This window comes from Enterobacter sp. BNK-34 (genome assembly GCF_048684445.1).
Classification (GTDB): Bacteria; Pseudomonadota; Gammaproteobacteria; order Enterobacterales; family Enterobacteriaceae; genus Enterobacter; species Enterobacter pseudoroggenkampii.
Genome location: NZ_JBLQUA010000001.1, coordinates 4595181 through 4608136, shown reverse-complemented (window position 1 = coordinate 4608136; position 12956 = coordinate 4595181). Strand labels below are relative to the sequence as shown.

General features: G+C 57.4%; 12 protein-coding genes. 11 read left to right on the top strand and 1 reads right to left on the bottom strand.

Annotated features, from left to right (window positions below; genetic code table 11):
- The first annotated feature begins 17 nt into the window (after positions 1–17).
- Together fabB and ACMGG5_RS22625 are read left to right on the top strand one after the other, a co-directional pair.
- Complete coding sequence (gene fabB / locus ACMGG5_RS22630) at positions 18–1235, top strand: beta-ketoacyl-ACP synthase I (protein ID WP_014832795.1); 1218 nt, start codon at positions 18–20, stop codon at positions 1233–1235.
- A gap of 207 nt (positions 1236–1442) precedes the next feature.
- Complete coding sequence (locus tag ACMGG5_RS22625) at positions 1443–2621, top strand: MFS transporter (RefSeq protein WP_420278544.1); 1179 nt, start codon at positions 1443–1445, stop codon at positions 2619–2621.
- Positions 2622–2706: 85 nt separating this feature from the next.
- Here ACMGG5_RS22625 and flk read toward each other — a convergent pair whose 3' ends face one another.
- Complete coding sequence (flk, locus tag ACMGG5_RS22620; RefSeq protein ID WP_157189505.1) at positions 2707–3711, bottom strand: flagella biosynthesis regulator Flk; 1005 nt, start codon at positions 3709–3711, stop codon at positions 2707–2709.
- Between the two features lie 113 nt (positions 3712–3824).
- On the opposite strand from flk, the gene pdxB reads away from it, so the two are divergent.
- The 9 genes from pdxB to purF all read left to right on the top strand — a co-directional run bounded on the left by pdxB (position 3825) and on the right by purF (position 12898).
- Positions 3825–4961: a 4-phosphoerythronate dehydrogenase PdxB gene (gene pdxB, locus ACMGG5_RS22615; protein ID WP_420278543.1), complete on the top strand. Its 1137-nt coding sequence runs from the start codon at positions 3825–3827 to the stop codon at positions 4959–4961.
- Between the two features lie 67 nt (positions 4962–5028).
- Positions 5029–6042 carry an aspartate-semialdehyde dehydrogenase gene (locus tag ACMGG5_RS22610; protein WP_024908943.1) on the top strand — a complete coding sequence of 338 codons (1014 nt, stop codon included), beginning with the start codon at positions 5029–5031 and terminating at the stop codon, positions 6040–6042.
- Positions 6042–6854, top strand: a complete 813-nt coding sequence (gene truA / locus ACMGG5_RS22605; RefSeq protein WP_420278542.1) for a tRNA pseudouridine(38-40) synthase TruA — start codon at positions 6042–6044, stop codon at positions 6852–6854. The genes ACMGG5_RS22610 and truA overlap by 1 nt, the downstream gene beginning before the upstream one ends.
- Before the next feature lie 28 nt (positions 6855–6882).
- Positions 6883–7542, top strand: coding sequence for a DedA family protein (locus tag ACMGG5_RS22600; protein ID WP_008502599.1), 660 nt, complete (start codon positions 6883–6885; stop codon positions 7540–7542).
- 154 nt (positions 7543–7696) lie between these two features.
- Positions 7697–8602, top strand: coding sequence for an acetyl-CoA carboxylase, carboxyltransferase subunit beta (gene accD, locus ACMGG5_RS22595; RefSeq protein ID WP_003861408.1), 906 nt, complete (start codon positions 7697–7699; stop codon positions 8600–8602).
- A 70-nt stretch (positions 8603–8672) separates the two neighbouring features.
- Positions 8673–9941, top strand: coding sequence for a bifunctional tetrahydrofolate synthase/dihydrofolate synthase (gene folC, locus ACMGG5_RS22590; protein ID WP_032646627.1), 1269 nt, complete (start codon positions 8673–8675; stop codon positions 9939–9941).
- Positions 9931–10629, top strand: coding sequence for a cell division protein DedD (dedD, locus tag ACMGG5_RS22585; RefSeq protein WP_420278541.1), 699 nt, complete (start codon positions 9931–9933; stop codon positions 10627–10629). The genes folC and dedD overlap by 11 nt, the downstream gene beginning before the upstream one ends.
- A 229-nt stretch (positions 10630–10858) precedes the next feature.
- A complete protein-coding gene (gene cvpA / locus ACMGG5_RS22580) occupies positions 10859–11347 on the top strand; it encodes a colicin V production protein (protein ID WP_000262116.1) in 489 nt (162 codons plus the stop codon).
- A 33-nt stretch (positions 11348–11380) separates the two neighbouring features.
- Complete coding sequence (purF, locus tag ACMGG5_RS22575) at positions 11381–12898, top strand: amidophosphoribosyltransferase (RefSeq protein WP_024908947.1); 1518 nt, start codon at positions 11381–11383, stop codon at positions 12896–12898.
- The last annotated feature ends 58 nt before the right edge of the window (positions 12899–12956 follow it).

Here is a 12956-nt window from a genome sequence, read left to right as displayed (position 1 = left end):
ACTTACAGAGGTATTGAATGAAACGTGCAGTGATTACTGGCCTGGGCATTGTTTCCAGCATCGGTAATAACCAGCAGGAAGTCCTGGCATCTCTGCGTGAAGGACGCTCCGGGATCACTTTCTCTGAAGAGTTTAAAGATTCAGGTATGCGTAGCCACGTATGGGGTAACGTCAAACTGGACACCACCGGTTTGATTGACCGCAAAGTGGTTCGTTTCATGAACGATGCCTCTATTTATGCTTATCTCTCCATGCAGGAAGCGATCAAAGATTCTGGCCTGAGCGAAGAGGTTTATCAGAACAACCCGCGCGTGGGTCTGATCGCCGGTTCCGGCGGCTCATCTAAAGCGCAGGTATTCGGTGCTGACGCAATGCGTAGCCCGCGTGGTCTGAAAGCGGTAGGTCCGTACGTGGTCACCAAAGCCATGGGTTCTGCGGTTTCCGCGTGCCTGGCGACCCCATTCAAAATCCACGGTGTGAACTACTCCATCAGCTCCGCGTGTGCGACTTCCGCGCACTGCATCGGTAACGCTGTTGAGCAGATCCAGCTGGGTAAACAGGACATCGTATTTGCTGGCGGCGGCGAAGAGCTGGGCTGGGAAATGGCCTGTGAATTCGACGCGATGGGCGCACTGTCCACCAAGTACAATGAGACCCCGGACAAAGCATCTCGTACCTACGATGCACACCGTGACGGTTTCGTTATCGCGGGCGGCGGCGGTATGGTTGTGGTTGAAGAGCTGGAGCACGCACTGGCGCGTGGCGCGCACATCTACGCTGAAATCGTGGGCTACGGCGCAACGTCTGACGGCGCCGACATGGTTGCGCCATCCGGCGAAGGCGCGGTGCGCTGCATGAAGATGGCGATGCACGGCGTTGACACCCCAATCGACTACCTGAACTCCCACGGTACCTCTACGCCGGTAGGTGACGTAAAAGAGCTGGGTGCGATCCGTGAAGTCTTCGGCGACAACAGCCCGGCGATCTCCGCGACCAAAGCCATGACCGGTCACTCTCTGGGTGCGGCTGGCGTTCAGGAAGCGATCTACTCGCTGCTGATGCTGGAAAACGGCTTTATCGCCCCAAGTATCAATATCGAAGAGATGGACGAGCAGGCTGCTGGCCTGAACATCGTGACCAAACCAACGGAAGCGACGCTGACCACCGTCATGTCCAACAGCTTCGGCTTCGGCGGCACCAACGCCACGCTGGTCATGCGTAAGCTGAAAGCATAAGTTTTATATTTGATTCAGAAGGGGAGCCATAAGGCTCCCTTTTTTATGCATTGACAAGCAGCTGATCTCACAGGCAAACTTCACCCCTCAACATTATCCTCACGATAATGCGTAAGCGTTTAACGTCAACCAACGCACCTTAATCCTGATTATCAGGTAGAGGGGGCGTGGCATTTCCTCGCCTTACTCTTCATTTCGGAGTAAAGCATGACTGCAGTAACTCAAACAGAAACAACCCCTTCAGCGAACGTCTCGCTGTTCCGTATCGCCTTTGCGGTATTCCTGACCTATATGACCGTTGGCCTGCCGCTGCCGGTGATCCCGCTGTTCGTTCATCAGGAGCTGGGCTATGGCAACACCATGGTCGGCATTGCCGTGGGCATTCAGTTTTTAGCCACGGTATTAACCCGCGGTTACGCCGGACGGCTGGCGGATCAGCACGGTGCCAAACGCTCGGCGCTGCAGGGGATGTTTGCCTGCGGGCTGGCGGGCGGCGCCTGGCTGCTGGCGGCTCTCCTGCCGGTAGACGCCGCGTATAAATTTGCGCTGCTGGTGCTAGGCCGTTTAATTCTTGGCTTCGGTGAAAGCCAGCTGCTGACCGGCACCCTGACCTGGGGAATGGGGCTGGTGGGGCCAGCACGTTCCGGCAAGGTGATGTCCTGGAACGGCATGGCCATCTACGGCGCGCTGGCCGCCGGTGCACCGCTTGGCCTGCTGATCAACAGCCAGTTCGGGTTTGCGGCGCTGGCTGCAACGACCATGGCGCTGCCGCTGGTGGCATGGGCGTTTAACGGCTCGGTGCGTAAGGTACCTGCGCACAAAGGCGAGCGTCCTTCCCTGTGGAGCGTGGTCGGCCAAATCTGGCAGCCGGGCCTGGGCCTGGCGCTGCAGGGCGTGGGTTTTGCGGTAATAGGGACGTTTGTATCGCTCTATTTTATGAGCCGAGGCTGGGCGATGGCCGGTTTTACGCTTACTGCCTTTGGCGGCGCGTTTGTGCTGATGCGCGTGCTTTTTGGCTGGATGCCGGATCGCTTCGGCGGCGTGAAGGTGGCGGCGGCATCGCTGGTCATTGAAGCTATCGGTCTTCTGCTGTTGTGGAATGCCCCCGTGGCATCCGTGGCCCTGCTGGGTGCGGCGCTGACCGGCTGCGGCTGTTCTCTGATCTTCCCGGCGCTGGGTGTTGAAGTGGTGAAGCGCGTGGCCCCGCAGGTGCGCGGGACGGCGCTCGGCGGCTATGCGGCATTTCAGGATATCTCATACGGGGTAACCGGGCCGTTGGCCGGGGTGTTAGCCACCTCGTTTGGCTATCCGTCCGTCTTTCTGGCCGGTGCGGTTTCTGCGGTGGTGGGGATCGTGGTGACGCTGGTGGCGTTTCGCAGGTCGTAGTTTTTGCCCGGTGGCGCTTCGCCTTACCGGGCCTACAACCGCACTAGCCGTAGGCCGGGTAAGGCGAAGCCGCCACCCGGCAGTATTAAGCAACCAGCCAGAAAATCGCCAGCGCAATCAGCAGTGCAATTAACATCAACCCCGGACGCGCAGAGAGCGTTCTGAATGTCTCGACGACCGGCGCAAACAGCGGGCTGTAGATCGGCTGAACGTTTCTCACCTCCGGCACGCCGCCCTCGCGCTCGGCGCGACGAACGAAGATTTGATTGAGCAGATCCTGCACCTGCGCGGTGGTCAGCACCGTCTGCGGCGTGGCCTGCCAGTTTTGCTGGGCGTAATCCCGAATCACGTCGAACTCATGCGGCTCAAGCGGCTGCTTCAGTGCCGCCTGGACGGTATGCAGGGTAGGGGCGTTCTGGGTGCTGAGCGTCTGGCGCGCCTGGAGCCAGGTCACCAGATGAGTAAACTGTTTGGCCGGGATCAGTTCACCCGCCTTCACGCCGGACAGCTCCAGCATGGATTGCCAGATAAGCTTCGTCGGTTCGCCGGTGGCCGCAGCCAGCTTTGTCACCATCTGCTTGAGCGTGTTGTGCTCGGCGGGCAGCAGCGGACGCTCGGTCGACGGGCGCACCTGAGGCTGCGGAATAGACAGCTCGTTGTTCTGCAGCAGGGTCAGCACGGTTTTAAGCTGGTCGGGCGTCAGCTGCCCTAGCGCGGTCTGACCATACTGCTGGCGAATAAAATCACTCACCGCCTGGCGGTTATTACCCTGGCCCAGCAGCTCCGTCAGCTGAGCAACAATCTGGCGCGTGGTGTGGTTCTGCTGCGCGGTCGTAATACGCTGGTTCAGATTTTGCTCGGCAGCAGGGAAATGACGCGACTGCAGCGGTGCGTCGTTCCTCACGCCTAAATCATGCTTTACCCCTGCCCAGACTTCCGCATTTTGCTGTGAAGTCAGCGCAATCAGGCGCGTGATCAGTCGCTCCAGCACGGTGCGCTGTTGCGTGGATAGCGGTTGTTCACCGGCAACGTTTGGCGTGACGGGGCCTTCACCCGGAGGGCGTGGCGGCGTACCTGAAATGGGCTGCATCGTCAAAAATCCTTAAAGTCAAAACTCAGCGTAAACCAGGTATACGTATATGCCTGGCGGCCAGATTATGGCACACTTGGCAGGTTTTCTTCCTCTCAAACAGGTACTCAGACGTGAAAATCCTCGTTGATGAAAATATGCCTTATGCCCGTGAGCTGTTTAGCCGCCTGGGTAACGTTAAGGCTGTCCCTGGTCGCCCGATCCCGGTCAACGAACTGGATGACGCAGACGCGCTGATGGTGCGCTCGGTGACCAAAGTAAATGAGGCGTTGCTCGCCGGTAAAGCGATTAAGTTTGTCGGAACCGCAACGGCAGGGACCGATCATGTGGATGATAAGTGGCTGAAGCAGGCTGGAATCGGTTTTTCCGCCGCGCCGGGCTGTAACGCCATTGCCGTTGTGGAATACGTTTTCTCCTCGCTGCTGATGCTGGCCGAGCGCGACGGGTTTGCGCTGAAGGACCGCACCGTGGGGATTGTTGGCGTGGGTAACGTCGGCGGACGCCTGCAAAAGCGTCTTGAAGCGTTAGGGATCCGCACGCTGCTGTGCGATCCGCCGCGCAAAGACAACGGTGATGACGGGGATTTCCGCTCGCTGGACGAGCTGGTCGAACTATGCGACGTGCTGACTTTCCACACGCCGCTGTTTAAAGAGGGGCCGTATAAGTCGCTGCATCTTGCTGACGAGGCGCTGATCCGTCGTCTGAAGGCTGGCACTATTCTGATAAATGCCTGCCGTGGTCCGGTTGTAGATAACGCTGCGCTGCTGACATGTCTGAATGAAGGACAAGACCTCAGCGTGGTGCTGGACGTCTGGGAGCCGGAGCCGGATCTCAACGTTGAGTTGCTTAACAAGGTGGACGTGGGCACAGCGCATATCGCCGGTTATACCCTCGAGGGGAAAGCGCGCGGCACGACGCAGGTCTTCGAGGCCTACAGCGCTTTTATCGGCCATCCGCAGCAGGTGGCGCTGGATACCTTACTCCCCGCGCCTGAATTTGGCCGCATTACCCTGCATGGTCCGCTCGATCAGGCAACGCTGAAAAGGCTGGTGCATTTGGTGTATGATGTGCGCCGCGATGATGCGCTGCTGCGTAAAGTGGCGGGGATCCCGGGTGAGTTTGATAAGCTGCGCAAGAACTATGTTGAGCGCCGCGAGTGGTCTTCCCTGTATGTGATGTGCGACGACGCGTCGGCGGCGACGCTGCTGCATAAGCTGGGGTTTAACGCCGTTCATCATCCGGCACGTTAATGTCTTCTTAATGCTCCCTGTCGGATACTCTGACAGGGACGCTTTTTTATTTCTGGAGTAAACCACCATGTCTGAAGGCTGGAACATTGCCATTTTAGGTGCCACGGGTGCCGTGGGCGAAGCCCTGCTCGAAACCCTTGCTGAGCGTCAGTTCCCGGTGGGCGATATCTATGCGCTGGCGCGTACCGACAGTGCAGGTGAGCATCTGCGTTTTAACAGTAAATCCGTGATGGTCCAGGACGCGGCAGCATTCGATTGGACCCAGGCGCAGCTGGCGTTTTTCGCTGCGGGCGCTGAAGCCACTGCTGCGTACGTTGAAGAGGCGACCAACGCAGGCTGCCTGGTGATCGACCTGAGCGGCCTGTTCTCGATGGAGCCGGATGTGCCGCTGGTGGTGCCGGACGTGAACCCGTTTGTGCTGGCTGACTACCGCAACCGTAACGTCATTGCGGTGCCGAACAGCCTGACCAGCCAGCTGCTGACTGCCCTGAAACCGCTGATCGACGACGGCGGCCTGTCGCGCATTACCGTCACCAGCCTGCTGTCCGCGTCCGCGAACGGTAAAAAGGCCGTTGACGCGCTGGCCGGGCAGAGCGCGAAGCTGCTGAACGGTATCCCGATTGATGAAGATGATTTCTTTGGCCGCCAGCTGGCGTTCAACATGCTGCCGCTGCTGCCGGACCGCGAGGGTTCCGTGCGCGAAGAGCGTCGTATCGTCGATGAAGTGCGTAAGATTTTGCAGGACGATGGCCTGATGATCTCTGCGAACGTCGTGCAGTCCCCGGTCTTTTACGGCCACGCGCAGATGGTCGGCTTTGAAGCGCTGCGTCCGCTGGCAGCAGAAGAGGCGCGCGATGCGTTTGGCCGCGGTGAAGACATCGTGCTCTCTGAAGAGAGCGAGTTCCCGACCCAGGTGGGCGATGCCACCGGCAGCGCGCATCTTTCCGTTGGCTGCGTGCGTAACGATTACGGCATGCCGGAACAGGTTCAGTTCTGGTCCGTTGCCGACAACGTTCGCTTTGGCGGCGCGCTGATGGCGGTCAAAATTGCTGAAAAACTGGTGCAGGAGTACCTGTACTGATGTCAGACGTGGAACAAAAGCCGGTCCATAGAATTGCCCTCGGCATTGAGTACGACGGCAGTAAGTATTATGGCTGGCAGCGTCAGAACGAGGTGCGCAGCGTCCAGGAGAAGCTGGAAAAAGCGCTCTCTCAGGTGGCAAACGAGCCGATTAACGTCCTGTGCGCAGGACGTACGGACGCGGGTGTTCACGGTACGGGGCAGGTCGTGCACTTTGAAACCACCGCCGTGCGTAAGGATGCCGCCTGGACCCTGGGTGTAAATGCGAATTTGCCTGGTGACATTGCGGTGTGTTGGGTAAAAGCTGTGCCGGATGATTTTCACGCGCGTTTCAGCGCCACGGCGCGTCGCTACCGTTATGTCATCTACAACCAGCGCCTGCGTCCGGCGGTGTTAAGCCAGGGCGTGACGCATTTTTATGAACCGCTTGATGCTGAACGTATGCATCGCGCGGCGCAGTGTCTGATTGGTGAAAATGACTTTACGTCGTTTCGTGCGGTGCAGTGTCAGTCCCGCACGCCGTGGCGAAACGTCATGCACATAAACGTCAGCCGTTTTGGCGCGTATGTGGTGGTGGATATCAAAGCCAATGCCTTTGTACATCATATGGTTCGGAATATTGTGGGCAGCCTGATGGAAGTGGGCGCCGGACACCAGCCGGAGAGCTGGATTGCAGACCTGCTGGCAGCGAAGGACAGAACGCTTGCGGCAGCTACGGCGAAAGCGGAAGGGTTGTATCTGGTCTCGGTAGACTATCCGGATCGGTTTGACCTGCCGAAACCGCCAATGGGCCCGCTTTTTTTAGCGGACTAAACAAAGGTGCAATTAGGGCTTAGACAATATGGACGTAATTCGTTTTTTGATTGATTTCATCCTGCATATTGATGTTCACCTGGCGGAGCTGGTCGCGCAGTATGGCGTCTGGGTTTACGCTATTCTGTTCCTCATTCTGTTTTGTGAAACCGGTCTGGTCGTTACCCCATTCCTGCCAGGGGATTCCCTGCTGTTCGTTGCCGGCGCGCTATCGGCGTTACCCACTAACGATCTGAACGTGCATCTTATGGTGGTGCTGATGGTGATTGCCGCTATTGTCGGTGATGCGGTCAACTACACGATTGGACGCGTATTCGGTGAGCGGCTGTTCAGCAATCCGGATTCGAAAATTTTCCGTCGCAGCTATTTAGACAAAACCCATGCGTTTTATGAACGCCATGGCGGAAAAACCATTATCCTTGCGCGCTTTGTGCCTATTGTGCGCACATTTGCACCGTTTGTGGCGGGAATGGGGCATATGTCCTATCGTCATTTTGCCATGTATAACGTCGTGGGGGCGCTGTTGTGGGTGCTGTTGTTTACCTATGCAGGCTACCTGTTTGGCGATCTCCCGGTGGTTCAGGAAAATCTTAAGTTACTGATTGTAGCGATTATTGTGCTTTCCGTACTGCCGGGCGTTATCGAAATTATTCGTCATAAACGTGCGGCGGCAAAACAAGCGAAGTAAATGCACGCTGGCGGTTCGACCACTTTTTTATCCAAAGTTTCGGGCTGTTATGTTTTAATGTGCAACATTCATGGTCTGTTGGAGGCAAAAATGGCATTATTCGCCTCTTATAGCAAAACTGGCAAACGACCAGGTTCAGGCAGAAAGGTTATCAATGAGCTGGATTGAACGAATTAAAAGCAACATTACCCCAACGCGTAAAGCGAGCATTCCTGAAGGGGTATGGACGAAGTGTGATAGCTGCGGTCAGGTTCTGTATCGCGCAGAGCTGGAGCGCAACCTTGAGGTGTGTCCGAAGTGTGACCACCATATGCGTATGTCGGCGCGCAACCGCCTGCATAGCCTGCTGGACGAAGGCTCTCTGGTAGAGCTGGGTAGCGAACTTGAGCCAAAAGACGTGCTGAAGTTCCGCGATTCCAAAAAATACAAAGATCGTCTGGCCTCTGCACAGAAAGAGACTGGCGAGAAAGACGCGCTGATCGTCATGAAAGGCACCCTGCATGAGATGCCGGTTGTTGCCGCTGCGTTTGAGTTCTCCTTTATGGGCGGCTCAATGGGCTCTGTGGTTGGTGCGCGCTTCGTGCGTGCCGTTGAGCAGGCGCTGGAAGACAACTGTCCGCTGATCTGCTTCTCTGCCTCCGGCGGTGCGCGTATGCAGGAAGCGCTGATGTCGCTGATGCAGATGGCGAAAACCTCTGCTGCGCTGGCGAAAATGCAGGAGCGCGGTCTGCCGTACATCTCCGTGCTGACCGACCCAACCATGGGCGGCGTCTCCGCGAGCTTCGCGATGCTGGGCGACCTGAACATCGCTGAGCCTAAGGCCCTGATCGGCTTTGCCGGTCCTCGCGTTATCGAGCAGACCGTTCGCGAGAAACTGCCGCCGGGCTTCCAGCGCAGTGAGTTCCTCATCGAGAAAGGCGCCATCGACATGATCGTCCGCCGTCCGGAAATGCGCCTGAAGCTGGCGAGCATCCTGGCGAAGCTGATGAATCTGCCAGCGCCGAACCCGGATGAGCCGCGCGAAGGCGTGGTGGTACCGGATCAGGAACCCGAGGCCTGATAACTGAAAAGGGCAGGGCCGGTTGGCGCTGCCCTTTTGCTTTCTAATCTGTTAATGACAACCGGGCATTATGGAAAATAAAAGCATTCCCCAAGCCACGTCGCCCCTGGCCGCGTGGCTTTCTTATCTGGAAAACCTGCACAGTAAAACCATCGATATGGGGCTTGAGCGCGTAAGCCAGGTCGCCGCGCGTCTTGATGTGCTCAAACCGGCACCTTTCGTGTTCACCGTCGCGGGGACCAACGGTAAAGGCACGACCTGCCGCACGCTGGAATCTGTCCTGATGGCCGCGGGTTACAAAGTTGGCGTGTACAGCTCGCCACACCTGGTCCGCTATACCGAGCGCGTTCGTGTGCAGAACCGCGAACTGCCGGAATCGGCGCATACGGCGTCGTTCGCGGAAATTGAAGCCGCACGCGGTGAGATCTCATTAACCTATTTTGAATACGGCACCCTGTCGGCGCTGTGGCTGTTCAAACAGGCGCAGTTGGATGTGGTGATTCTTGAGGTTGGCCTCGGCGGACGTCTTGATGCGACCAATATGGTGGATGCGGACGTGGCGGTGGTCACCAGCATCGCGCTGGACCATATCGACTGGCTGGGACCGGATCGTGAAAGCATTGGCCGCGAGAAGGCCGGTATTTTCCGCGCAAATAAGCCCGCGGTGGTCGGCGAGCCGGATATGCCGCATACCATTGCTGACGTGGCGAACGAGAAGGGCGCGCGTCTGCTGCGCCGCGATGTTGACTGGCAGTACGAGGTCCAGGATAACGGCTGGCGCTTTAGCGACGCGCAGGGCGCGCTCGACAACCTGCCGCTGCCGCAGGTACCGCAGCCGAACGCAGCAACCGCGCTGGCGGCACTGCGCGCCAGTGGCCTCACGGTCAGCGAGCAGGCGATCCGCGACGGCATTAAGAATGCGCTGTTGCCCGGGCGTTTCCAGATCGTCAGCGAGTCACCGCGCCTGATTCTGGACGTGGCGCATAACCCCCATGCGGCGGCGTATCTCGCGGGACGTCTCAATTCGTTACCAAAAACCGGGCGCGTGCTGGCGGTTATCGGTATGCTTCATGATAAAGATATCGGCGGGACGCTGGCCTGCATGGAGAGTGTGGTCGATAGCTGGTATTGTGCTCCTCTGGAGGGGCCGCGCGGCGCGACGGCTGAGCAACTGATGGAACATCTCGGCAAAGGCGCAATCTACAGTAGCGTGGCTCAGGCCTGGCATGCCGCGATGGCGGATGCTAAACCAGAAGATACCGTGCTGGTGTGTGGGTCATTCCACACGGTGGCACATGTCATGGAAGTGATGGACGCGGGGAGAACCGGTGGCGAGTAAGTTTCAGAACCGTTTAACAGGAACCATTGTGCTGGTCGCGCTCGGGGTGATTATTCTCCCGGGTCTGCTCGACGGGCAGAAAAAGCATTATCAGGATGAGTTTGCCGCTATTCCGCTGGTGCCGAAACCGGGTGACCGCGATGAGCCGGATATGCTGCCCGCGGCGACGCAGGCGCTGCCTGCTCAGCCGCCGGAAGGGGCGGCGGAAGAGGTGCGTGCAGGCGATGCCGCCGCACCATCGCTCGATCCGTCTCGCCTGGCGGCAGCGAGCAACAGCGATATCGATCCGGTGCCGGTCGAGCAGCCTAAACCGGTTGAAAAACCGAAGCCGGTTGAGAAGCCGCAGCCGAAACCGCAGCGGGATAAAGCAGCAGAACAGCTAGCCGCGGCGTCAGAGACACCTCCGCCAGCAAAACCGGCGCAGCAGGATGCCGCCGCCCCAACGGGTAGAGCCTACGTGGTGCAGCTTGGTGCGCTGAAAAACGCCGATAAGGTCAACGAGGTCGTGAGCAAACTGCGCAGTGCGGGATATCGTGTTTACACTTCACCTTCCACGCCGGTGCAGGGTAAAATTACCCGTATCCTCGTGGGGCCAGAAGCGTCTAAAGATAAGCTTAAAGGTTCGCTCGGTGAGCTGAAGCAGATCTCCGGCCTGAGCGGTGTGGTGATGGGCTACAGCGCGAACTGATAAGATCTTACCCATCCCCGGAATGGTTTGCTCCCTCTCCCTTGAGGGAGAGGGTTGGGGTGAGTGGAGAGCAGACGTCCACAGAGACGTCAAATGGACCGTGGCGTTGAACATTTTTTCAGCGCCTTTTTTATTTACGCGCGGGAAGGAAATCCCTACGCAAACGTTTTCTTTTTCTGTTAGAATTCGCCCCGAACTGGATGACAGGGCGTTAAATCGTGGGACACATATGGTCTGGATTGATTACGCCATCATTGCGGTGATTGGTTTTTCCTGTCTGGTTAGCCTGATCCGTGGCTTTGTTCGTGAAGCGTTATCGCTGGTGACATGGGGTTGTGCTTTCTTTGTTGCCAGTCATTACTACACTTACCTGTCTGTCTGGTTCACGGGCTTTGAAGATGAACTGGTCCGAAATGGAATCGCTATCGCGGTGCTGTTTATCGCAACGCTGATTGTCGGCGCTATCGTGAATTACGTGATAGGTCAGCTGGTCGAGAAAACCGGTCTGTCAGGAACGGACAGAGTGCTCGGGATCTGTTTCGGGGCATTACGAGGCGTGCTGATTGTGGCCGCGATCCTGTTCTTCCTGGATACCTTCACCGGGTTCTCCAAAAGCGAAGACTGGCAAAAATCGCAGCTCATTCCAGAGTTCAGCTTCATCATCAGATGGTTCTTTGACTATCTGCAAAGCTCGTCAAGTTTTTTGCCCAGGGCATAAACCCTGAGATGTGGCTTAACGAGGAAAAGACGAATGTGCGGTATTGTCGGTATCGCCGGTTTCATGCCGGTAAACCAGTCGATTTATGACGCGTTAACGGTGCTTCAGCACCGTGGGCAGGATGCTGCGGGTATCATCACCATTGATGCAAACAACTGCTTCCGTTTACGCAAGGCGAATGGCCTGGTAAACGATGTGTTTGAAGCCCGCCATATGCAGCGTCTGCAAGGTAATATGGGGATCGGTCACGTTCGTTATCCTACTGCTGGCAGTTCCAGCGCCTCTGAGGCACAGCCTTTCTACGTCAACTCACCGTATGGCATTACTCTTGCTCATAACGGAAACCTGACCAACGCGCATGAGCTGCGTAAAAAGCTGTTCGAAGAGAAACGTCGCCACATTAACACCACCTCTGATTCTGAAATCCTGCTCAATGTGTTCGCCAGCGAGCTGGATAACTTCCGTCACTATCCGCTGGAAGCAGACAACATTTTTGCCGCGATTGCCGCGACAAACCGTCAGATCCGCGGCGCGTACGCCTGCGTTGCGATGATCATCGGTCACGGTATGGTCGCCTTCCGCGATCCTAACGGCATTCGTCCGCTGGTGCTCGGTAAGCGCGACCTCGGCGATGGCCGTACTGAATATATGGTTGCCTCTGAGAGCGTGGCGCTGGATACCCTGGGCTTCGAATTCCTGCGCGACGTTGCGCCGGGCGAAGCAGTCTACATCACCGAGAAGGGCCAGCTGTTTACCCGCCAGTGTGCCGACAACCCGGTCAGCAACCCGTGCCTGTTTGAATACGTTTACTTTGCCCGTCCGGATTCCTTCATCGACAAGATTTCCGTCTACAGCGCGCGCGTCAACATGGGCACCAAGCTGGGCGAGAAGATTGCCCGCGAGTGGGACGATCTCGACATTGACGTGGTGATTCCTATCCCGGAGACCTCCTGCGATATCGCGCTGGAGATCGCCCGCATTCTGGACAAGCCATACCGTCAGGGCTTCGTGAAGAACCGCTACGTTGGCCGCACCTTTATCATGCCGGGTCAGCACCTGCGTCGTAAGTCCGTGCGCCGCAAGCTGAACGCCAACCGCGCGGAATTCCGCGACAAGAACGTTCTGCTGGTGGATGACTCCATCGTTCGCGGCACCACCTCTGAGCAGATTATCGAGATGGCGCGCGAAGCGGGTGCGAAGAAAGTCTATCTGGCCTCTGCTGCGCCGGAGATTCGCTTCCCGAACGTGTACGGCATCGATATGCCAACCGCCAACGAGCTGATCGCTCACGGGCGTGAAGTGGATGAAATTCGCCAGATCATCGGTGCCGACGGCCTGATTTTCCAGGATCTGAACGATCTCATCGACGCGGTGCGTGCCGAGAACCCGGAAATTCAGCAGTTTGAATGCTCCGTGTTCAACGGTATTTACGTGACCAAAGACGTTGACCAGCAGTACCTCGACTATCTTGATTCGCTGCGCAACGACGATGCGAAAGCCGTCCAGATGCAGAACGATCTCGAAAGTTTAGAGATGCACAACGAAGGTTGATGCTCCGGCAGGTGAGGGCGAATGCCCTCACTTGCAACTCCCCGCAAAATCCTGCACA